This is a genomic window from Montanilutibacter psychrotolerans (assembly GCF_003719825.1).
Classification (GTDB): Bacteria; Pseudomonadota; Gammaproteobacteria; order Xanthomonadales; family Xanthomonadaceae; genus Montanilutibacter; species Montanilutibacter psychrotolerans.
The window spans coordinates 23,493-43,424 of the sequence record NZ_RIBS01000009.1 but is presented as its reverse complement, the minus strand read 5'-3'; the positions used below and the strand labels follow the sequence as shown (position 1 = coordinate 43,424).

Below are 19,932 nucleotides of genomic sequence, written 5' to 3'. Positions count from 1 at the left end.
CATGGACATCCGCCCCATCCTGTCGGCCCTGCGCCGGCACAAGACCGCCGCCGCGCTGATCGTTCTCGAGATCGCCCTCAGCTGCGCCATCATCTGCAATGCCGTGTTCCTGATCAGCGGCCGGCTCGAACGCATGGATCGCCCCAGCGGCATCGCCGAGAACGAGATCGTGCGCATCCAGCTGACCGGCATCGGCACCAGCGACAACGGCGAGGCGTTGACCCGCACCGACCTGGCGGCGCTGCGCAGCCTGCCCGGCGTCAAGGCCGCCTCGTCGGTCAACGCGATGCCGTACGGCAACAGCTCCTGGAACACGTCGGTCATGCTCACCAGCGAGCAGACCGTGCCCACCCTCGAAACCACGCTGTACTTTGCCGACGACCAGCTGACGGACACGCTGGGACTGAACCTGATCGCCGGCCGGGGCTTCAAGCCCGACGAGTTCCTGGAGTGGTCTGTCATCACTGCGCCCAACTCCAAGGCCCATGCGTCGGTGGGGATCATCACCCGCTCGATGGCCGAGAAGCTGTTCCCCGGCCAGTCTGCGGTCGGCAAGACCTTCCATGCCGGTGACGATCCGGTGCGCGTGGTCGGTGTGGTCGATCACCTGGTTCGCCCGAACGAACAGGACGGGCAGACGGCGCACGAGTACGCGACGGTTCTGCCATTGCGCATGCCCTATGACCGCAGCGGCAACTACCTGCTGCGCGTCAGCGACCCGGCGCGGCGTGCGGAAGTGCTGAAGGCGGCCGTGGCAACACTGGAGCGCATCAATCCGCGTCGCATCATCACCGACCAGAAGACGCTTGAGGAAATGCGCGCAACGTACTACCAGCAGGACCGTTCGATGGCCTGGTTGCTGATTGCGGTGTGCGTCTCGCTGCTGGTGGTCACGGCGTTGGGCATCGTCGGCCTGGCCAGCTTCTGGGTGCAGCAGCGCACCAAGCAGATCGGCATCCGTCGCGCACTGGGTGCGACACGCGGACAGGTGCTGCGTTACTTCCAGACCGAGAACTTCCTGCTGGCCACGCTGGGCATCGTGATCGGGATGCTGATGGCCTACGGGATCAACCAGTTGCTGATGCAGCACTACGAACTGCCGCGCCTGCCGGCGATCTACCTGCCGGTCGGCGCGGTGGCGTTGTGGCTGCTTGGCCAGCTGGCGGTGTTCGGCCCCGCGCGACGCGCGGCGGCAGTGCCACCGGCGGTGGCGACGCGTTCGATCTAGTTCACTTCGGCGACAGGTCTCTCCGGGTCGGTCTCCGTCCCGTCCAGCCTCGGCTGGGCGGGACGGGGCCGGGCCGTTCCCGGGGCCGCGACAAGCCCGTCCGCGGCGCCGCAGATGCCGCCGCGGCCCCCGCCGCGCAACGCGCATCGACGCGAAGGGCTTCACTGCGCCGACGCCATCGCCACGCCGCGCCAATGCGCCGATCGCCAGCACGGGCGCTGGCTATACTTTCGACGATACCGCGCGCGCCGGCTCGCGCCGCGCACCCCCATCGCACTGAACGGAACTCCATGCGCACAGTCCTGGTGATCGACGACAACCCCGCGGTCGGCACGGCGCTGGACATGCTGTTCGGCCTGCGCGAGATCGACACGCGCATCGCGCAGTCGCCCGAGGAAGGTCTGCAGGTGCTGGCGCGGGAGGACATCGACCTGGTGGTGCAGGACATGAATTTCACCGCCGACACCACCTCCGGCGAGGAAGGCGTCGCGCTGTTCCGCGCCATCCGCGCGCGTCATCCCGACCTGCCAATCATCCTGCTGACGGCGTGGACGCACCTGGAGATTGCCGTCGACCTGGCCAAGGCCGGCGCGGCCGACTACCTTGCCAAGCCCTGGGACGACCAGAAGCTGCTGGCCAGCGTCGAGAACCTGCTCGAGCTGTCGGCCAGCACGCGCGAGGTCTCCCGCCTGCACGGCCAGCGCCGTCGCGCGCAGCGCGAACTGGCCGCCCGCTACGACCTGCGGGGGCTGGTGTTCGCCTCCGACGAGATCGCGCGCGTGGTCGAGCTGGCCGGGCAGGTGGCGCGTGCCGACGTACCGGTGCTGATCACCGGCGCAAACGGCGCGGGCAAGGAAAAGATCGCCGAGATCGTGCAGGCCAATTCGTCGGTGAAGTCCGGACCGTTCGTCACCGTCAATTGCGGGGCGTTACCGGCCGAACTGATCGAGGCCGAGCTGTTCGGCGCCGACGCCGGCGCCTACACCGGCGCCAACAAGGCGCGCGAAGGCAAGTTCGAGGCGGCCGACGGTGGCACGTTGTTCCTCGACGAAATCGGCAACCTGCCGGCGGCCGGGCAGATGAAGCTGCTGCGCGTGCTCGAAACCGGCCGCTTCGAGCGCTTGGGCTCCAACCGGGAGCGCCAGGTGCGCGTGCGCGTGATCAGCGCGACTAACGCCGACCTGCCGTCGATGATCCGCGACGGGCGCTTCCGCGAAGACCTCTACTACCGCCTCAACACCATCCAGGTCGACGTGCCGCCGCTGGCCGGGCGCGTCGACGACATCCTGCCGCTGGCCTGGCACTTCCTCGCCAGCCTGCAACCGTCTGCCGGCAATGGCAACGGCACGCGCCGGCTCAGCGAAGACGCCGAGCGCGCCCTGCTCGCGCACCGCTGGCCAGGCAACGTCCGGGAACTGCGCAACACGCTGCAGCGCGCCTTGCTGCTTGCGCGCGGCGAGGTGATCACGGCGGCCGACCTGGGTCTGCCGTCGACTCCCACCACCGCCGCCACCAGCGCGCCCGCCGCCGCCGCGGCGGAAGAGCCCGATCGCGACGTCATCGAATCGGCGCTGCACCGGCACGGCGGCGTGCTGGCGCAGGCCGCGGCCGAACTCGGCCTGTCGCGCCAGGCGCTGTACCGGCGCATGGAACGGCTGGGAATCGAGCGCACATGAACCACCGATTGCCCCCACCCGGATCGCCGATGCCGACGTCGCCGCGGAGGCGCGCGCGATGAGCGCCTGGTCGCGTTTCCGCCAATGGCTGCCACTGAGCCTGGTGTTCAGTGCCATCGCGTTGTTCTACATGTGCGTCGCCATCGCGCTGACGCTGCTGCTGTCGGACTGGATCGGCAACCGCTGGCTGGCCGCCGCAACGGCGCTTGCCCTGCTGCTGCCGGCATTGGTCTACCACGTGCAGCGCGCGTTCGCGCCCATGAATGCACTGTTCCGCGCGTTGGCCGGCAGCGTGGCCAGTTACCGCGACGGCGACTACAGCTTCGGCCTGTCGTGGCACGGCAGGGGCGAGCTGCGCGAGCTGGTCGACAGCCACAACGCGCTGGGCGATGCGCTGCGCGATCAGCGACTGGCACTGGTGCAACGTGAGTTGCTGCTCGACACGATGGTGCAGAACACGCCGGTGGCGATGGTGCTGGTGGATCCGAGCCGCCACGTAGTCCACGCCAACATCGCCGCCCGCAAGATGCTCGGCGACGGCCATCGGCTGGAGGGCCAGACCTTCGACGATCTGCTCGCCCGCGCGCCAGACGCCGTGCGCGACGCGTTCGAACGCGGTGGCGATGGCATGTTCACGGTGGGCGACGAGGATCACGAGGACATCTACCACCTGTCGCGACGCCAGTTCCGGCTCAACGGCCGCCGTCACGAGCTGGTGCTGCTGCGACAGCTCACCGCCGAGCTGCGCCGACAGGAAGTGCAGACCTGGAAGAAGGTGATCCGCGTGATCAGCCACGAGCTCAATAACTCGCTGGCGCCGATCGCCTCGCTTGCCCATTCCGGCGCAGAACTGCTGCGCCGCGGCCAGCACGACAAACTACCCACTGCGCTGGCGACCATCGAGGACCGCGCGCGCCACCTCGAGGGCTTCATCCGCGACTACGCGCGCTTCGCCAAACTGCCCTCGCCGCGCCTGGAACCGATCGGCTGGGCGCACTTCCTCGCGCAGTTGCGCAGCCAGGTCGCGTTCGAGTTCGACGAACGCACCTACGGCGGCGACGGCGGTGACGGCAGCGCGCGCGTCGACACCGCGCAGCTCGAACAGGGCCTGCTGAACCTGCTCAAGAACGCGCACGAATCCGGCTCGCCCGAGCACGAGGTCAAACTCGGTCTGCGTCGCGCGCCGGACGCCTGGCGAATCGACGTCCTCGACCGCGGCACCGGCATGAACGAAGCGGTGCTCGCCAACGCCTTGCTGCCGTTCTACTCGACCAAGCGCAACGGCACGGGCCTGGGCCTGGCCCTAGCGCGGGAGATCGCCGAAGCCCACGGCGGCCGCATCGCCCTGCTCAACCGGGAAGGCGGTGGGCTGTGCGTGTCGATGGTGCTGCCCGATTGAGCCGGAGGATCGGCACCGAGGGATGAGCAGCGCGCCCGGCGCTGCATGCGGATGCGACAGTCAGTTGGAGCCGTGCCAACGCCAGGATCACGCGGCGGCCTTCGTTGTGCAGTGCCTGCCGTGGAGGTCGCGATGCAGCTCTCGTCAGACGGCCATCCATGTCACGACGGTGCGCATCACTTGGGCTGCTTTACCGGCCGCCTCCATCCCTCGATCGTGGTCTGTCGCGCGCGCGCCACGCTGAGCTTGTCGGCCGGCGCGTCACGGGTGATCACCGAGCCGGCGGCGATGGTGGCGTCGTTGCCGATGGAAACCGGTGCGATCAGCGAGGAGTTGGAGCCGATGAAGGCGCCGTCACCGATCGTGGTGACGAACTTGTTCACACCGTCGTAGTTGCAGGTGATGGTGCCCGCACCGATGTTGACCGCGCTGCCAACCTCCGCGTCGCCGATGTAGCTGAGGTGGTTGGCCTTGCTGCCGACGCCGAAGCGCGTGTTCTTGGTTTCCACGAAATTGCCGATGCGCGCGCCGTCGGCCAGCACCGTACCCGGGCGCAGGCGCGCGAAAGGACCGATCCTGGCGGCGCCTTCGACCACCGTGCCATCGATGTCGCAATGCGCCGCGACTTCGGTGCCCGGCCCGAGCGTGACATTGCGGATTCGGCAGAACGGTCCGATGCGCACGCCGTCGGCGAGTTCCACCTTGCCCTCCAGCACCACGTCGACGTCGATCTCCACGTCGTTGCCGACGCTGACCTCGCCGCGGATGTCGATCCGCGCGGGGTCGGCCAGGCGGGCGCCAGCCAGGCACAGGGCACGCGCGGCGCGGCGCTGGAACGCGCGCTCCAGCTGGGCGAGCTGCCACGGGTCGTTGGCTCCCTCGACCTCGATCGGATCGGCCACGTGGACCATTTCGGCCGCGCTGAACTCATCGGCGGCGGCGGCGAACACGTCGGTCAGGTAGTACTCGCCCTGCGCGTTGTCGTTGCCAAGGTGCTCCAGCCAGCGACGCAGGGGCTCGCCGTCGGCGACGACGATGCCGGTATTGACGGTGCGGATCTCGCGTTGCTCGTCGGTGGCGTCCTTGTGTTCGACGATGCAGCGCACGCGACCCTCGGCATCGCGCACGATGCGGCCATAGCCGGTTGGATCGGCCAGGTCGGCCACCAGCACCGCAATGCGACCGGGCGCGGAAAGCAGGCGCGTCAGCGTGTCGGCCGCGATCAGCGGAACGTCGCCGTACAGCACCAGCACGCGCGCGTCCTGCGGCACGTTCGGCATGGCCTGTTGCAGCGCATGTCCGGTGCCGAGCCGCTGCGCCTGTTCGGCCCAGTGCAGATCCGGTTGGTCGTCGAACGCATCGCGCACGTGCTCGCCGCCATGACCGTAGACGATGTGGATGCCGGCAGGCTGCAGGGCACGCGCCGTGTCGATCACGTGCCCGAGCATCGACTTGCCCGCGATCTTCTGCAGCACTTTCGGCAGCGCCGACTTCATGCGCTTGCCTTCGCCGGCGGCGAGAATGACGACGTGCAGCGGTGCGCTCATGCGGGCTCCGGGTTCTTGGCGGACAAGCGTTAATTCTATCCGCCGGGCGGCTGCTAGGATGCCGCGGTGCTGAACACCCACCTCACGACAACCCGCCTCGTCATCCGTGTCGGCCCCGGCTGCGTCTGGCGCCGTGTGTGCGGTCAACACCACGCGTCGCGGGACCGCGCATGAGCCTGACGCGGCAGGGACGTCACTTCCTCGCGATCGGCTTGCTTCAGTGGGTGATCGATTGCACCGTGATGATGGGACTGAGCCACGCCGGCGTGCCGGTTGAACCGGCCAATCTGGCCGGACGCGTCAGCGGTGCGATGCTGGGGTTCTGGCTCAACGGCCGCATCACGTTTGCCAGCGAGGACACGCGGGTCGGTCGGCGCCAACTGGGCAGGTTCGTGCTGATGTGGATGGTCAACACCGCACTCAGCACCTGGTCGCTCAGCACAATCAACGGTGCGATCGGATTGCGTGGAGCCTGGCTGGCGAAGCCTGCCGTGGAAGTGGCCCTGGCGGGTCTCAGCTTCGTGCTGTCGCGCAACTGGATCTACAAGCGCTGAGCTCGGCTTCGGGCCGACGACCGCGGCGCTTCTTGGGCGCCGCGTGACAGGCGGACCCGCTGGGGAGCCGCGTAACAGGTGGACGGCGCTTGGGCGCCGCGCGCCACCGAATGCTTTCCCTCGCTGACGGAACCCCGCGTCAGGCGCGGCAGTCGCCGATAGACGCGGGTCGGTCGTGCGCGCGGTTTGTACGGTCGTGCACGTCGGCGCGAGCAGATGGCGACCCCAAGAAAGCAGAACGCCGGCGCTGGGCCGGCGTTCTTTACTGCAACGATGCCGATGCGGCAATCAGTGCTTCATGCTCTTGCGCAGGCGCTCGAGCGCCTGCAGCTGCACCAGGGCCTCGACGAGCTTGGCCTGGGCCTCGGCGATTTCCATCTTCTCGGCGCGACCGGCCAGGATGCGCTCGGCTTCTTCCTTGGCGGCACGGACCGACGCTTCGTCGATGTCCTGGGCACGCACGGCGGTGTCAGCCAGCACGGTGACGACGGTGGGCTGCACTTCGAGAATGCCGCCGGTGATGGCGAAGTCGAGCTGCTCGCCGTTCGGCAGGGTCACCACGACCTTGCCCGGCTTGAGGCGGGTGATCAGCGGCGCATGCTTGGGCGCGACACCGAGCTCGCCCATCTCACCGGTGGCGACCAGCAGGGTCGCGTCGCCGTGGAAGATCTCGTGCTCGGCGCTGACGATGTCGCAACGGAAGGTGGAGGCCATTCTTTTCTCGCTTTGCTCGTCAACGGGATTCGTGGTCGGAACGTCGTCGCATGCCAGGGCATGGGCCCTGGCGCCGACGAGATCCCGCGATTACGAATCCCTAGTCTCGAATCCCGATTCCCGACTGGATCAGCCGGTGATCTTCTTCGCCTTCTCGACCGCTTCCTCGATGCCGCCGACCATGTAGAACGCCTGCTCCGGCAGGTGGTCGTACTCGCCTTCGACGATGCCCTTGAAGCCGCGGATCGTGTCCTTCAGCGACACGTACTTGCCCGGCGAGCCGGTGAACACTTCGGCGACGTGGAACGGCTGCGAGAAGAAGCGCTCGATCTTTCGCGCCCGCGACACGGCCTGCTTGTCTTCTTCCGACAGCTCGTCCATGCCCAGGATGGCGATGATGTCCTTCAGTTCCTTGTACTTCTGCAGCGTCGCCTGGACCTTGCGCGCGGTGTCGTAGTGCTCGTTGCCGATCACGTTCGGGTCGAGCTGGCGCGAGGTGGAGTCGAGCGGATCGACCGCCGGGTAGATACCCAGCGAGGCGATGTTACGCGACAGCACGACGGTGGCGTCGAGGTGGGCGAAGGTGGTGGCCGGCGACGGGTCGGTCAGGTCGTCCGCGGGAACGTACACGGCCTGGATCGAGGTGATCGAGCCGGTCTTGGTCGAGGTGATGCGCTCCTGCAGGACGCCCATTTCCTCGGCGAGGGTCGGCTGGTAACCCACGGCCGACGGCATGCGGCCCAGCAGTGCCGACACTTCGGTACCGGCCAGCGTGTAGCGGTAGATGTTGTCGACGAACAGCAGCACGTCCTTGCCCTTGCCGCTGGCGTCCTTCTCGTCACGGAAGTACTCGGCCATGGTCAGGCCGGTCAGCGCGACGCGCAGGCGGTTGCCCGGCGGCTCGTTCATCTGGCCGTACACCATCGCGACCTTGTCCAGGACGTTGGAGTCCTTCATCTCGTGGTAGAAGTCGTTGCCCTCGCGGGTACGCTCGCCCACGCCGGCGAACACGGACAGACCCGAGTGCGCCTTGGCGATGTTGTTGATGAGTTCCATCATGTTGACGGTCTTGCCGACGCCGGCGCCGCCGAACAGGCCGACCTTGCCGCCCTTGGCGAACGGGCACATCAGGTCGATGACCTTGATGCCGGTTTCCAGCAGGTCGTTGGCCGAGGACTGCTCTTCGTATGACGGGGCCGCGCGGTGGATTTCCCAATGCGCCGACGCGTCGACCGGACCGGCTTCGTCGATCGGGCGACCGAGCACGTCCATGATGCGGCCCAGCGTACCGGCGCCGACCGGCACCGAGATCGCGTTGCCGGTGTTGGTGGCGACCAGGTTGCGCTTGAGGCCGTCGGTGGAACCGAGCGCGATCGTGCGCACGACGCCGTCGCCGAGCTGCTGCTGCACTTCCAGCGTGATCTCGGTGTTGTCGACCTTCAGCGCGTCGTACACCTTCGGCACGGATCCGCGCGGGAACTCGACGTCGACAACGGCACCGATGATCTGAACGATCTTGCCCTGGCTCATTGCTGTTTCCTCGTAACTTAAAGCTGGTTTGCGACCGCGAACTGCGCCCGCATGGATGGGGTTGTTCAAGCCGCGGTGGTCAGACCGCTGCGGCGCCGCCGACGATTTCCGAGATCTCTTGCGTGATCGCGGCCTGGCGAGCCTTGTTGTAGACCAGCTGCAGCGTGCCGATCAGCTTGGTGGCGTTGTCGGACGCCGACTTCATCGCGACCATGCGCGCGGCATGCTCGGAGGCGACGTTCTCGAGCACCGCCTGGTACACCAGCGACTCGATGTAGCGAGTCAGCACGTGGTTCAGGACGGTCTCGGCGTCGGGCTCGTAGATGTAGTCCCAGTCGTGCTTGGCGACCGGCGTGTCCGATGCCGGCAGCGGCAGCAGCTGGTCGAACGCCGCGCGCTGCACCATCGTGTTGACGAAGTCGTTGTAGCAGACGAACACGCGGTCGATATTGCCGGCGCTGTAGCCGTCCAGGACCACCTTGACCACGCCGATCAGCTGCTCGAGCTTGGGCTGGTCGCCCAGGTGCGTCACCGACGCGAGCATGTTGACCTTGATGCGACGGAAGAACACCGAGGCCTTCTGGCCGATGGTGACCACGTCGATCTCGACGCCCTGCTCCTGCCACTTGCGGAACTCGCCGAGCAGCTTGCGGAACAGGTTGTTGTTGAGGCCGCCGGCCAGACCGCGGTCCGAAGACACGATCACGTAACCGACGCGCTTCACTTCCTTGCGCTCGGTCATGTACGGGTGCTGGTAATCGGAGTTGGCCTGCGCCAGATGGCCGATCACCTGCTTCATCACGCGCGCATACGGGCGCGAGACCTTCATCCGATCCTGCGCCTTGCGGATCTTGGAGGCCGAGACCATCTCGAGCGCGCGCGTCACCTTGCGGGTGTTCTGCACGCTCTTGATCTTGGTTTTGATTTCGCGTCCGCCTGCCATGTCTCGCTCGCTGTCGCTATCAACTGCCGCCGTAGGGTGGGCCGTGGCCCACCGTTCTTTCGTGTGGTGGGCCAGGGCCCACCCTACGCGTTACCAGGTACCGGTTGCCTTGAACTCGGAGATGCCCTTCTTGAAGGCGCCTTCGATGTCGTCGTTCCAGTTGCCGGTGCTGTTGATCGTGCTGATCAGCTCACCGGCGGTGTTGGCGAAGTGCGCGTGCAGGCCTTCTTCGAACGCCAGCAGCTTGCCGACCACGATGTCGTCGAGGTAACCCTCGTTGACGGCGTAGATCGTCAGCGCCTGGTTGGCGATCGACATCGGCGCGTACTGCTTCTGCTTCATCAGCTCGGTGACGCGCTGGCCGCGCTCGAGCTGCTTGCGGGTGGCTTCGTCCAGGTCCGAGGCGAACTGCGCGAACGCAGCCAGCTCACGGTACTGGGCGAGCGCGATGCGGATGCCACCCGACAGCTTCTTGACGATCTTGGTCTGGGCCGCGCCACCGACGCGCGACACCGAGATACCGGCGTTCACGGCCGGGCGGATGCCGGCGTTGAACAGGTCGGTTTCCAGGAAGATCTGACCGTCGGTAATCGAGATCACGTTGGTCGGAACGAACGCCGAGACGTCGCCGGCCTGGGTCTCGATGATCGGCAGGGCGGTCAGCGAACCGGTCTTGCCCTTCACCGCACCGTTGGTGAACTTCTCGACGTACTCCTCGGACACGCGCGCGGCGCGCTCGAGCAGGCGGGAGTGCAGGTAGAACACGTCGCCCGGGTACGCTTCACGGCCCGGCGGGCGCTTCAGCAGCAGCGAGATCTGGCGGTACGCAACGGCCTGCTTGGACAGGTCGTCGTACACGATCAGCGCGTCTTCGCCGCGGTCCATGAAGTACTCGCCCATCGTGCAGCCGGAGTAGGCGCTGATGTACTGCATCGCGGCCGACTCGGAAGCGGTCGCGGCGACCACGATGGTGTGCGCCATCGCGCCGTTTTCTTCCAGGCGACGCACGACGTTGGCGACCGAGCTGGCCTTCTGGCCGATCGCAACGTACACGCACTTAATGCCCGTGCCCTTCTGGTTGATGATCGCGTCGATCGCCAGGGCCGACTTGCCGGTCTGGCGGTCGCCGATGACCAGCTCGCGCTGGCCGCGACCGATCGGGATCATCGCGTCGACGGTCTTGTAACCGGTCTGGACCGGCTGGTCGACCGACTTGCGCCAGATCACGCCCGGGGCGACGCGCTCCACCGGCGCGGTCAGCGTGGCGGTGATCGGGCCCTTGCCGTCGATCGGCTCGCCCAGTGCGTTGACGACGCGGCCACACAGTTCCGGACCGACCGGCACTTCAAGGATGCGGCCGGTGGTCTTGGCCACGTCGCCTTCGCGCAGGTGCTCGTAGTCACCCAGGACCACGGCGCCGACCGAGTCGCGCTCGAGGTTCAGCGCAAGCGCGTAGGTGTTGTTCGGCAGCTCGATCATCTCGCCCTGCATCACGTCGGCGATACCGTGGATGCGCACGATGCCGTCGGACACCGAGGTCACGGTGCCTTCGTTGCGCGCTTCGGCGGTCAGCTTGACCTTCTCGATGCGGGTCTTGATCAGTTCGCTGATTTCGGACGGGTTGAGCTGGGAGGTGGCCATGTTCGTTTCCAAAGTAGGGTGGGCCGTGGCCCACCATCGCGTTCGGTGGGCCGAAGCCCACCCTACGTATGCGTGTTAGCCCGCCAGGGCGGTCTGCAGGCGCGCGAGCTTGCCCTTGAGCGAGCCGTCGATCACCACTTCGCCAGCGTCGATCACCGCGCCGCCGATCAGCGACGCGTCGATCGCGGTCACGATCTCGACGTCGCGGCCGAAGCGCTGCTTGAGCGCGGCCTTGATCGATTCGAGCTCGGCGGCCGGCAGTTCGCTGGCCGCGGTCACCTTGGCCTTGACCACGCGGTCGGCGTCGGCGCGCAGTTCCTCGAACAACCCGGCGATCTCCGGCAGCAGCGACAGCCTGTGGTTGTCGGCGAGCAGCTCGAGGAAGCGGGCGACGGTTTCGTCGGCGCCATCGACCGCGAGCAGGCCGACCGCATCAGCGGCGGCCAGCTGCGGGTGCGACAGCAGCACCTGCACGCGCGGGTCGGCAGCGACCTGCGCGGCAAACGCCAGTGCCTGCGACCATGCGGCGGAACGGTTGCCTTCGCGCGACACCGCAAACGCGGCGCGTGCATAGGGACGGGCGAGGGTCAGGGCCTGGCTCATCGTTCAGCGCACCCGGCTCAGAGCTGCGCCGCGAGTTCGTCGAGCAGCGCCTTGTGGGCGTTGGCATCGATCTCGCGCTTGAGCAGCTTCTCGGCACCGCTGACGGCCAGCGTGGACACCTGCTTGCGCAGGTCCTCGCGGGCACGGTTCGCGGACGCGACGATCTCGGCATCGGCCATCGCCTTCTGGCGGGTGGCTTCGACGACGGCGTCGGTCTTGGCCTGCTCGATGATCTGATTGGCGCGGTGGTGCGCCTGGTCGATGATCTCGTTGGCCTTGCTGCGGGCTTCGCGGAGCGCCTCGTCGGCGGTCTGCTGGGCCTGCGCCAAAGCCTTCTGGCTGCTGTCAGCAGCGGCCAGGCCTTCGGCGATCTTCTTCTGGCGTTCTTCGATGGCCGCGTTCAGCGGCGGCCAAATGAATTTCATCGTGAACCAGACAAGGATCGCGAAAGAGATCATCTGGCCCAAGAAAGTCATGAGACTGGGATTCATGACGGGTCCTCGGCGTAATTCGACTGAGGCCGGCCTGGTGGCCGGCCCGGATGCCTGGTCCGCGCGTTATGCGCGGGCCAGTGCGGATCAGCCCTGCAGCGGGGCGATCAGCGGGTTCGCGAACGCGAAGAACAGCGCCACGGCGAGGCCGATGATGAACGCCGCGTCGATCAGGCCGGCGAGCAGGAACATACGACCCTGCAGCATCGGCACCAGCTCCGGCTGACGAGCAGCGGATTCGAGGAACTTCGAACCCATGATCGCGATGCCGAGGCAAGCGCCCAGCGCGCCGAGGCCGATGATGATGCCGATCGCGATGGCGGTCAGGCTCTGGACGTTGGCGATGAACTCCATGGTGCTTCTCCTGGTAGAGGTATTGCTAAACGGTGAAGGGAAAAACGAAAGGGATGACGCGGGGTGCAGCAGGTCCGATCAGTGACTTTCGCGGGCGCCGGCGATGTAGACGACCGTGAGAATCATGAAGATGAAGGCCTGCAGCAGGATGATCAGGATGTGGAAGATCGCCCAGGCCGTGTTGGCGAGAACGCCCGGCACGAAGGTGATCCAGCTGCCAAGCAGGCCGGCGATGAGCATGAACACCAGCTCGCCGCCGTACATGTTGCCGAACAGTCGCATGGCGAGCGAAACCGGCTTGACCAGCCACTCGATGATGTTCATGACGAGGTTGACCGGCACCAGCGCGAACTTCATCGGACCGTGCGCGTGGAACGGCGCGGTCAGCAGCTCTTTGCCGAAGCCCATGGCGCCCTTGGCCGAGAGCGCGTGGCCGATCAGGATGAAGAACACCGACACCGACAGCGCGAACGTGGTGTTGAGGTCGGCCGTCGGGACCATGCGGAAGTACGTGTGGTGCGCGACTTCGGCGCCGGCGGTCGCGCTGATCAGCGTACCGGGCAGGTCGAGCGGGATCAGGTCCATCGTGTTCATGAACACGACCCACATGAAGATGGTCAGCGCCAGCGGGGTCACCGAACGGCGGTCGCCGTGGAAGGTGTCCTTGACCTGGCCGTCGATGAACTCGAGGATCATCTCGACGAATGCCTGGCCCTTGGTGGGCACGCCCGCGGTCGCCTTGCGCGCCGCCAGGCCGAACCACAACAGGAACACCAGACCGAGCACCAGGCTCACCGCCCACGTATCGACGTGGAAGCTCTGCCCGAACACCTCAGAGGTGTTGTGGCCGAGATGGTGCTTGATGTATTCGTTCAGGCCGCCCGAACCGGTCTGTTCACTCACGAAAGACACCTTCATCGATTCAAGAGATTGGCCGGCAGAAGAGCCAGCGTCGCCGCGAGCACCCCAACCAGCATTGGCAGCGGCGGCACGTGGAAACCGGCAAAACCCATCGCCAGTACCGCGATCACCACCACCCACTTCAGCACCACACCCAACAACAGGCGTCCCACGGCCACCCCGGCCGGTTGAACCCCGCCGCCGAGGGCGACACGGGCCGAGACCCAGGCCGCCGAAACCACGGCAAGTCCTCCGACTGCCGCCGCAAGCGCCGATGGCGCACCGCGGAGGATCAGGAAGGCCAGCACGGCCAACGCAGTCGCGCCGGCTTGCCAGACGATCGCGCGCAACGCCAGCCGGCGGCCTGCGGACATTGGATCGTGCACGCGGGACTCGTCGGTCTGGTGGGTTGGACGCAATGCGCCCGGTGGAGCCGCAAAAGTATAGAACGCGCAGGAACTTCCGGCAACCGCCGAGGGTCACGCCCGGCGCTCCTGCCCCACCTGGACCCACCCCATCGAGCTGATCGCGCCTGTCCATGGGCACAGCATGCCGGCAGGCAATCCACCACTGAATTACCCGGGAGGTAACGCCGCAGAGGATGCAGCCTCGGCCGAATAGCCGTCGGCTATCGGATCGAGCGGATCATTCGATTGGCCATTGCCTTGCTGCTGCGGAGAATCGGTGGCTCCGCAATCTGCATCGGTGTCGGCCATGAGCAAGACCCTCAGCTTCGCCTGCGTGCACTTCACCGTGGCGTTCGCGGTCGGCTACGCGATGACGGGCAGCTTGCTGGTCGGCGGCGCGCTCGCACTCGTCGAGCAGGCCTGCAACACGGTCGCCTTCCACCTGCACGAGAACGTCTGGCGCCGCATCCAGGCTCGTCGCGACGCGCTCAGGCCCACGCCTGGGACGGCGCCGGTGTCCGCTTGAGTGCACGCGCGTCTGCGCGACGCGGAACCTTTGCGCGAATGCCTTGTCAGACCCTTCGACCGCCCGCCGCCACTGAATCCTCGTCAATGGCAGAAAGCTGCGACGGGCACTCCGAAGCCCCGGCTTGACCGCCGGGGCTTCGCCTTTTATGGGACGTGGCCGACGCCGCGCGCGCCGGTTGCGCCACGCGGATTGTCAGCAGCCAACGAGCGCGACACGTCCGGCGCGCGCGTCACTTCTTCTTCGGGATGTACAGGTCGGTGATGGTGCCGTCGAACACTTCTGCGGCCATCGCCACCGACTCGCTGAGGGTCGGGTGCGGATGGATCGTCGCGGCAATGTCGTGGACTTCGCAGCCCATTTCGATGGCCAATGCGACCTCGCTGATGAGGTCCCCGGCGTGCACGCCCACGATGCCACCGCCGACGATGCGGTGCGTGGCTTCGTCGAACACCAGCTTGGTGAAGCCCTCGGTGCGCCCGATGCCGATCGCGCGACCGCTGGCCGCCCACGGGAACTTGCCGACGCCGACCTTGAGTCCCTTGGCCTTCGCTTCGGCCTCGGTGATGCCCACCCAGGCGATCTCCGGATCGGTGTAAGCCACCGACGGAATCACGCGGGCAACCCATTCCTTCTTCTCGCCGAATGCGACTTCCGCAGCGAGCCTGCCTTCGTGGGTGGCCTTGTGGGCGAGCATCGGGTTACCGACCAGATCGCCGATGGCGAAGATGTGCGGCACGTTGGTGCGCATCTGCCGATCGACCGGAATGAAGCCGCGTTCGGTGACGTTGACACCGGCCTTGTCGGCGTCGAGCTTGCCGCCGTTGGGCGCGCGCCCCACCGCCACCAGCACGCGGTCGAATACCTGCGCCTCGGGCGCCTTGCCGCCACTCTCGGCAGGCTCGAAGCCGACCTGGATGCCGGCCTTCTGCGCTTGGGTACCACTGGCCTTGACCTTGAGGTGCACGGTCACGCCCTGCTTCTTCAGGCGGTCGGCGAGCGGCTTGACCAGGTCCGGGTCGGCGCCGGGCATCAGCTGGTCCATGAACTCGACCACGGTGACGTCCGAGCCCAGCGCGCGATACACCGTCGCCATTTCCAGGCCGATGATGCCGCCGCCGACGACCAGCAGTTTCCTGGGAATATCGTCCAGCTCAAGCGCGTCGGTGGAATCCATCACCCGCGCGTCGTCCCACGGGAAACCGGGCAGCTTCACCGCCTGCGAACCGGCGGCGATGATGCATTGCTCGAAGCGCACGAGCTGCTTTCCGCCCGGGCCTTCGATCTCCACCTCGTTGGCCGAGACGAAGCGGCCAACGCCTTCGATCACGCGCACCTTGCGCTGCTTGGCCATGCCCGACAGGCCCTTGGTGAGCTGCCCGACGACTTTTTCCTTGTACGTGCGCAGCGCGTCGAGCGAAATCTTGGGCTTGCCGAAATCGATGCCGTAGTCGCTGGCGTGCGCCGATTCGTCGATGACAGCGGCCGCGTGCAGCAATGCCTTGGACGGAATGCAGCCGACGTTGAGGCACACGCCGCCGAGCGAGGCGTAGCGTTCGACCAGCACCGTGTCCATGCCCAGGTCGGCCGATCGGAACGCCGCGGTGTAACCGCCGGGCCCCGCGCCAAGCACCAGCATGCGACATTCGACATCGGCCTTGCGGCCACTTTCGGCGGCGGCCGATGGCGCTTTGGCGGCGGTTGCGGGTGCTGCGGCCGCGGGTGTCGGAGCGGTCGCCGATGCAGTCATCGACGCTGGCGCAGGCGCTGCGGCTGCGGGCGCCGAAACCGGCGTCGATGCCGGCGCAGCCGTCTGCGGAATCGAAGCGGTCGCATCGGACGATTCGATGACCGCGATCACCGAACCTTCCGACACCGTGTCACCCAGCTTGACCTTCAGCGCCGTGACGACGCCCGCGTGCGACGACGGCACTTCCATCGTCGCCTTGTCGGACTCCAGCGTGGCCAGTCCCTGGTCCTTGGCGACGGTGTCGCCCACTGCGACCAGCAATTCGATCACCGGCACGTCGTCGTAGCCGCCGATGTCGGGGACCTTTACCTCAATGCTTGCCATGCGTTTCTCCGTGGACCTAGCCGGCGTCGCCGGCAAGCGATGTGGCGAGTTTGTCGAGCGATTCGCCCAGTTCGACCCAACGACGCTCGCGACGCTTGTCGCCGTCGTCGGTGGCCTCGATCAACAGCGCGGCCTGCTCGCCGAGAATCGCGGCGGGGCCGCAAGTCGGCGCAGCGCCGCTGACGCGCAAGCCGTCGACCATGTACAGGGTGACGTCCTCCTTGAACGGCGCGGTCAGGTCCGCCGGCACCAGCTGTTCGAGCGCGCCGCGCCAGGCGGCCACCAGGCGGCGCCCCAGCTCGGCCGGCATCGGCACTTCGACGACCTCGGGGGTCTGGTCGGTACGCAGCTGCAATTTGTTGTCGGCCCAGACCGACACGCGCTTGTCGGCAACGCTGTGGCGCAGCGTCCAGTCGCCGCTTTCGGCGGCGATCAACTGCAGGCCGCTCTCGGCCGTGCGCTCGGGCAGCGTGGTCAGCGTCATCACCGGCGTGGCGCCGTTGGCGAACAGGCCTTCGACGGCGGTCCCGTGGCTTTCGGTGGCCGGCGGCCAGCCGCGGCCGAGCTCGATGTGGCATTCGTCGGCGGCCTGCGCCAACGGTGCGACGAGGCAGGCCGCCAACAGCCAGGCCAGGCGTGACGAAGCGGAGACGTTGGTGCGCTTGCGATCAGTCGAAGGCGTAGCGATAGCAGTGTTCAGGGAAAACGACATTGCATTACTCCCGAAGCGGTTGCACGGTTACAGCAGGACGCGGCGCATGTCGGCCAGCAACTGGCCCAGATAGGCGGTGAAGCGTGCCGCGGCGGCGCCGTCGATCACGCGGTGGTCGTAGCTCAGCGACAGCGGCAGGACCAGGCGCGGCTCGAACTCGCGGCCGTTCCAGACCGGTTTCATCGCCGACTTCGACACGCCCAGGATGGCGACTTCCGGCGCGTTGACGATCGGCGTGAACGCGGTGCCGCCGATGCCGCCCAGCGAGCTGATCGAGAAGCAGCCGCCGCTCATGTCGGCGGGACCGAGCTTGCCGTCGCGCGCCTTGGCGGCCAGCTCGCCGGTCTCGTGCGCGATCTGCATGACGCCCTTGCGGTCGCAGTCGCGCACCACCGGCACCACCAGGCCATTGGGCGTGTCGGCGGCAAAGCCGACGTGGAAGTACTTCTTGAGCACCAGCGTTTCGCCGCTGGCGTCGAGCGAGGCGTTGAACGTGGGGAACTTCTGCAAGGCACTGACGCTGGCCTTGATCAGGAACGCGAGCATCGTCAGCTTGGTCGCGCCGCCCTTGGCGATGGCCTTGGCGTTTTCCTCGTTGAGTGCGACCCGCAACGCTTCCAGCTCGGTGATGTCGGCATCGTCGTGCTGGGTGACGTGCGGGATCATCGCCCAGTTGCGCGCCAGGTTGGCACCGGAGATCTTCTGGATACGCGTGAGCTCGCGCGTCTCGATGGCGCCGAACTTGCTGAAGTCGACCTTCGGCCACGGCAGCAGGTTGAGGCCTCCGCCGGCGGGAGCCGCCGCGCCGGGAGCGGCAGCCGCCGCGCCGCCCTGCAGCACGCCCTTGACGAACTTCTGCACGTCCTCCTTGCCGATCCGACCGCCGCGCTCGCTGCCCTGGACCTGCATGAGGTCGACGCCCAGTTCGCGCGCGAACAGGCGCACGGCCGGACTGGCATACGGCACCTTGTCGGGCATCAGCTCATCGGCATTGAACGTGACCGGCGGCGTGCGCGGCGGCAGCGCCTCCGGATCGACGCCGGGACGGTCGGACAGCGCCGCGCGCTGGGCGATCTCGCGTTCGGCCAGCTTGTCCGGTTGCGCGGCAACGGCGACGGGCTCGACCTGCGCGGCGGTTTCGGACGCAGGTACCGGCACCGGCGCGGGTGCTGCGACCTGCGGGGCGGCCGGAGCCGGAGCCGGAGCCGCAGCGTCGGCAGCGGGTTCGATCAGGGCCACCAGCGCGCCTTCGGCCAGCGAGTCGCCAATCTTCACCTTGATCTCGCGCACGACGCCGGCGAACGGTGCGGGCACTTCCATCGTCGCCTTGTCCGACTCCAGCGTGACCAGACCCTGGTCGCGCTGCACGGTGTCGCCAACGGCGACCAGCAGTTCGATCACCGGTACGCCGTCGTAGTCCCCGATGTCGGGGACGCGTGCTTCCTTCAACTCAGCCATGCTGGGGGTCCGCCATGCGCGAAAGCCCCCATTGTCACCCCTCCATGCGACAGCGCCAACCGCGGGTCGTCCCTGCCGCGGGTGCGACCCCGGCTGTGGCGCCCGCCGTTGCGACCCAGGGCAGGAGCCGTCGGGCCGAAAAGGCCGTCAGTTGTCGGAGGATTTCGGCGGTTCCAGCTCGACCCGCAGCAATTGCAACGACTGCCCGCCGGGTTGGCGGAACGCCAGCGAGTCCTCCAGGCGGTCCAGTTCGATCATGCGCTGGCACAGGCCCATGGCACGGGCTTCCAGGGCGTCGGCAAGCGGCTTGATGCGGCGGTCCAACTGGTCCTCGATGTTGCTCATGCGTTGCAGGCGTTCGCTGTCGCCGCTCAATGCGGCCGTGACCGCGCCACCGATGACATCGCCCAGCAGACTGGGCAGCACCTCGCCGACCGCGTCGCCGATGCCGTCACCCAGGTCGGCGTTGCTGAAGCGGGTCGGGGTGACCGAACGCGCCAGCCGCGCGTCGAGCCGGCTGCGCGCGGCGTCGAGCTTGCTGCGGCTCAGCCGCGGGTTGCTGGTGAACCCGGCCGCCACCTCGCCCAGCACGTCGAATGCGATGCGCGCGGCATCGCGACCGATCGCCTGCGCTTCGGGCATCGCCGCGCGCGCGCCGGTCTCGAAATCGGCGATGCGGCGGCTGTCCTCGGCGCTGAGCTGGACCCAGCGGTTGTCCACGAACATCCGCCCCTGGCGCATCACGATCGCGTGCGGCTGGCCCACGGCGGTATCGGGGTCGCGAGTCAGGATCAGGCTGCGATCGTTGAGCGTGAGGTGGTAGTCGCTTTTGACATCGCACCCCTTGTTGCCGGCCAGCGCGGTGTGGGCCGCCATCGACAGCAGGACAATCGTTGCGACGCGACGCATGGGCGACTCCGGGTCCTTGGGATGGGCCTATCTTGCCCTTGGACGCACACCGCCCGCACTGCCGTTGGTCATGCCCTGGACCGCCCGGGAAGGCGCTGTCGGCGCGATCCGGGCACGTCGCATCGAGCAGCCCGCACGTCGACACAGCCGTCACATCCGCAAAAGTTCCGCACTAGCCGGACCGCAGCACAAGCGATGTTCATTGCCCCCAGGCCAAGGTGTCCGCGCTGGCCGATGCCCCCGCGCGGCCCGCACCAATGAACAGA

At 67.3% G+C, this 19,932-nt stretch carries 20 protein-coding genes; 5 read left to right on the top strand and 15 right to left on the bottom strand.

What is annotated here, in order from left to right:
* Position 1: 1 nt before the first annotated feature.
* The 3 genes from EER27_RS14975 (at position 2) to EER27_RS14965 (ending at position 4,303) form a co-directional block, all read left to right on the top strand.
* Positions 2–1,228 carry an ABC transporter permease gene (locus EER27_RS14975; RefSeq protein ID WP_123088944.1) on the top strand — a complete coding sequence of 409 codons (1,227 nt, stop codon included), beginning with the start codon at positions 2–4 and terminating at the stop codon, positions 1,226–1,228.
* 290 nt (positions 1,229–1,518) lie between these two features.
* On the top strand, positions 1,519–2,904 hold the full coding sequence (locus tag EER27_RS14970) for a sigma-54-dependent transcriptional regulator (protein WP_123088943.1): 1,386 nt from the start codon (positions 1,519–1,521) through the stop codon (positions 2,902–2,904).
* 130 nt (positions 2,905–3,034) lie between these two features.
* Positions 3,035–4,303 carry a sensor histidine kinase gene (locus EER27_RS14965; RefSeq protein ID WP_123089009.1) on the top strand — a complete coding sequence of 423 codons (1,269 nt, stop codon included), beginning with the start codon at positions 3,035–3,037 and terminating at the stop codon, positions 4,301–4,303.
* Between the two features lie 176 nt (positions 4,304–4,479).
* Here the strand turns inward: EER27_RS14965 and glmU are convergent, their stop codons facing one another.
* A complete protein-coding gene (glmU, locus tag EER27_RS14960; protein ID WP_123088942.1) occupies positions 4,480–5,850 on the bottom strand; it encodes a bifunctional UDP-N-acetylglucosamine diphosphorylase/glucosamine-1-phosphate N-acetyltransferase GlmU in 1,371 nt (456 codons plus the stop codon).
* A 170-nt stretch (positions 5,851–6,020) separates the two neighbouring features.
* Between glmU and EER27_RS14955 the strand changes: the two genes are divergently transcribed.
* Positions 6,021–6,404 carry a GtrA family protein gene (locus EER27_RS14955; RefSeq protein ID WP_123088941.1) on the top strand — a complete coding sequence of 128 codons (384 nt, stop codon included), beginning with the start codon at positions 6,021–6,023 and terminating at the stop codon, positions 6,402–6,404.
* A 288-nt stretch (positions 6,405–6,692) separates the two neighbouring features.
* Here the strand turns inward: EER27_RS14955 and EER27_RS14950 are convergent, their stop codons facing one another.
* From EER27_RS14950 to EER27_RS17170, 10 genes are all read right to left on the bottom strand, one after another.
* The gene (locus EER27_RS14950; protein ID WP_123088940.1) at positions 6,693–7,118 is read right to left on the bottom strand and encodes a F0F1 ATP synthase subunit epsilon; all 426 of its coding nucleotides are present in this window, start codon (positions 7,116–7,118) and stop codon (positions 6,693–6,695) included.
* Positions 7,119–7,247: 129 nt separating this feature from the next.
* Positions 7,248–8,648 (bottom strand): F0F1 ATP synthase subunit beta, encoded by a 1,401-nt coding sequence (gene atpD / locus EER27_RS14945; RefSeq protein WP_123088939.1) that lies wholly within the window; start codon positions 8,646–8,648, stop codon positions 7,248–7,250.
* A 79-nt stretch (positions 8,649–8,727) separates the two neighbouring features.
* Positions 8,728–9,591: a F0F1 ATP synthase subunit gamma gene (gene atpG, locus EER27_RS14940; RefSeq protein ID WP_123088938.1), complete on the bottom strand. Its 864-nt coding sequence runs from the start codon at positions 9,589–9,591 to the stop codon at positions 8,728–8,730.
* A gap of 90 nt (positions 9,592–9,681) precedes the next feature.
* Entirely contained in the window at positions 9,682–11,232 is a 1,551-nt protein-coding gene (gene atpA, locus EER27_RS14935) for a F0F1 ATP synthase subunit alpha (RefSeq protein WP_123088937.1), read from the bottom strand.
* Between the two features lie 75 nt (positions 11,233–11,307).
* The gene (locus tag EER27_RS14930; protein WP_123088936.1) at positions 11,308–11,835 is read right to left on the bottom strand and encodes a F0F1 ATP synthase subunit delta; all 528 of its coding nucleotides are present in this window, start codon (positions 11,833–11,835) and stop codon (positions 11,308–11,310) included.
* Positions 11,836–11,852: 17 nt separating this feature from the next.
* On the bottom strand, positions 11,853–12,326 hold the full coding sequence (locus tag EER27_RS14925) for a F0F1 ATP synthase subunit B (protein ID WP_123088935.1): 474 nt from the start codon (positions 12,324–12,326) through the stop codon (positions 11,853–11,855).
* Positions 12,327–12,413: 87 nt separating this feature from the next.
* A complete protein-coding gene (gene atpE, locus EER27_RS14920) occupies positions 12,414–12,680 on the bottom strand; it encodes a F0F1 ATP synthase subunit C (RefSeq protein WP_123088934.1) in 267 nt (88 codons plus the stop codon).
* Between the two features lie 78 nt (positions 12,681–12,758).
* Positions 12,759–13,598, bottom strand: coding sequence for a F0F1 ATP synthase subunit A (gene atpB, locus EER27_RS14915; RefSeq protein ID WP_123088933.1), 840 nt, complete (start codon positions 13,596–13,598; stop codon positions 12,759–12,761).
* Entirely contained in the window at positions 13,595–13,954 is a 360-nt protein-coding gene (locus EER27_RS14910) for an ATP synthase subunit I (RefSeq protein ID WP_123088932.1), read from the bottom strand. Before EER27_RS14910 ends, atpB begins: the two co-directional genes overlap by 4 nt.
* Before the next feature lie 201 nt (positions 13,955–14,155).
* Positions 14,156–14,296: a hypothetical protein gene (locus EER27_RS17170; RefSeq protein WP_190285824.1), complete on the bottom strand. Its 141-nt coding sequence runs from the start codon at positions 14,294–14,296 to the stop codon at positions 14,156–14,158.
* Here EER27_RS17170 and EER27_RS14905 point away from each other — a divergent pair.
* Complete coding sequence (locus EER27_RS14905; protein WP_123088931.1) at positions 14,295–14,513, top strand: DUF2061 domain-containing protein; 219 nt, start codon at positions 14,295–14,297, stop codon at positions 14,511–14,513. The two genes, EER27_RS17170 and EER27_RS14905, sit on opposite strands and share 2 nt — an antisense overlap.
* 232 nt (positions 14,514–14,745) lie before the next feature.
* Here the strand turns inward: EER27_RS14905 and lpdA are convergent, their stop codons facing one another.
* The 4 genes from lpdA to EER27_RS14885 all read right to left on the bottom strand — a co-directional run bounded on the left by lpdA (position 14,746) and on the right by EER27_RS14885 (position 19,666).
* Entirely contained in the window at positions 14,746–16,587 is a 1,842-nt protein-coding gene (gene lpdA / locus EER27_RS14900; RefSeq protein ID WP_123088930.1) for a dihydrolipoyl dehydrogenase, read from the bottom strand.
* A gap of 16 nt (positions 16,588–16,603) precedes the next feature.
* Positions 16,604–17,299 carry a hypothetical protein gene (locus EER27_RS14895; RefSeq protein ID WP_223807365.1) on the bottom strand — a complete coding sequence of 232 codons (696 nt, stop codon included), beginning with the start codon at positions 17,297–17,299 and terminating at the stop codon, positions 16,604–16,606.
* A gap of 27 nt (positions 17,300–17,326) precedes the next feature.
* The gene (locus EER27_RS14890) at positions 17,327–18,757 is read right to left on the bottom strand and encodes a dihydrolipoyllysine-residue acetyltransferase (RefSeq protein WP_123088929.1); all 1,431 of its coding nucleotides are present in this window, start codon (positions 18,755–18,757) and stop codon (positions 17,327–17,329) included.
* A 147-nt stretch (positions 18,758–18,904) separates the two neighbouring features.
* Complete coding sequence (locus EER27_RS14885; protein WP_123088928.1) at positions 18,905–19,666, bottom strand: DUF2884 family protein; 762 nt, start codon at positions 19,664–19,666, stop codon at positions 18,905–18,907.
* Positions 19,667–19,932 lie beyond the last annotated feature (266 nt).

Coding starts and splice junctions, on each gene's coding strand:
- atpD (WP_123088939.1), bottom strand. CDS start 8,648: ATGAGCCAGGGCAAGATCGTTCAGATCATCGGTGCCGTTGTCGACGTC.
- EER27_RS14925 (WP_123088935.1), bottom strand. CDS start 12,326: ATGAATCCCAGTCTCATGACTTTCTTGGGCCAGATGATCTCTTTCGCG.
- glmU (WP_123088942.1), bottom strand. CDS start 5,850: ATGAGCGCACCGCTGCACGTCGTCATTCTCGCCGCCGGCGAAGGCAAG.
- EER27_RS14905 (WP_123088931.1), top strand. CDS start 14,295: ATGAGCAAGACCCTCAGCTTCGCCTGCGTGCACTTCACCGTGGCGTTC.
- EER27_RS17170 (WP_190285824.1), bottom strand. CDS start 14,296: ATGGCCGACACCGATGCAGATTGCGGAGCCACCGATTCTCCGCAGCAG.
- EER27_RS14885 (WP_123088928.1), bottom strand. CDS start 19,666: ATGCGTCGCGTCGCAACGATTGTCCTGCTGTCGATGGCGGCCCACACC.
- EER27_RS14955 (WP_123088941.1), top strand. CDS start 6,021: ATGAGCCTGACGCGGCAGGGACGTCACTTCCTCGCGATCGGCTTGCTT.
- atpB (WP_123088933.1), bottom strand. CDS start 13,598: ATGAAGGTGTCTTTCGTGAGTGAACAGACCGGTTCGGGCGGCCTGAAC.
- lpdA (WP_123088930.1), bottom strand. CDS start 16,587: ATGGCAAGCATTGAGGTAAAGGTCCCCGACATCGGCGGCTACGACGAC.
- EER27_RS14950 (WP_123088940.1), bottom strand. CDS start 7,118: ATGGCCTCCACCTTCCGTTGCGACATCGTCAGCGCCGAGCACGAGATC.
- EER27_RS14965 (WP_123089009.1), top strand. CDS start 3,035: ATGTGCGTCGCCATCGCGCTGACGCTGCTGCTGTCGGACTGGATCGGC.
- EER27_RS14890 (WP_123088929.1), bottom strand. CDS start 18,757: ATGGCTGAGTTGAAGGAAGCACGCGTCCCCGACATCGGGGACTACGAC.
- EER27_RS14910 (WP_123088932.1), bottom strand. CDS start 13,954: ATGTCCGCAGGCCGCCGGCTGGCGTTGCGCGCGATCGTCTGGCAAGCC.
- atpE (WP_123088934.1), bottom strand. CDS start 12,680: ATGGAGTTCATCGCCAACGTCCAGAGCCTGACCGCCATCGCGATCGGC.
- atpA (WP_123088937.1), bottom strand. CDS start 11,232: ATGGCCACCTCCCAGCTCAACCCGTCCGAAATCAGCGAACTGATCAAG.
- EER27_RS14975 (WP_123088944.1), top strand. CDS start 2: ATGGACATCCGCCCCATCCTGTCGGCCCTGCGCCGGCACAAGACCGCC.
- EER27_RS14930 (WP_123088936.1), bottom strand. CDS start 11,835: ATGAGCCAGGCCCTGACCCTCGCCCGTCCCTATGCACGCGCCGCGTTT.
- EER27_RS14895 (WP_223807365.1), bottom strand. CDS start 17,299: ATGTCGTTTTCCCTGAACACTGCTATCGCTACGCCTTCGACTGATCGC.
- atpG (WP_123088938.1), bottom strand. CDS start 9,591: ATGGCAGGCGGACGCGAAATCAAAACCAAGATCAAGAGCGTGCAGAAC.
- EER27_RS14970 (WP_123088943.1), top strand. CDS start 1,519: ATGCGCACAGTCCTGGTGATCGACGACAACCCCGCGGTCGGCACGGCG.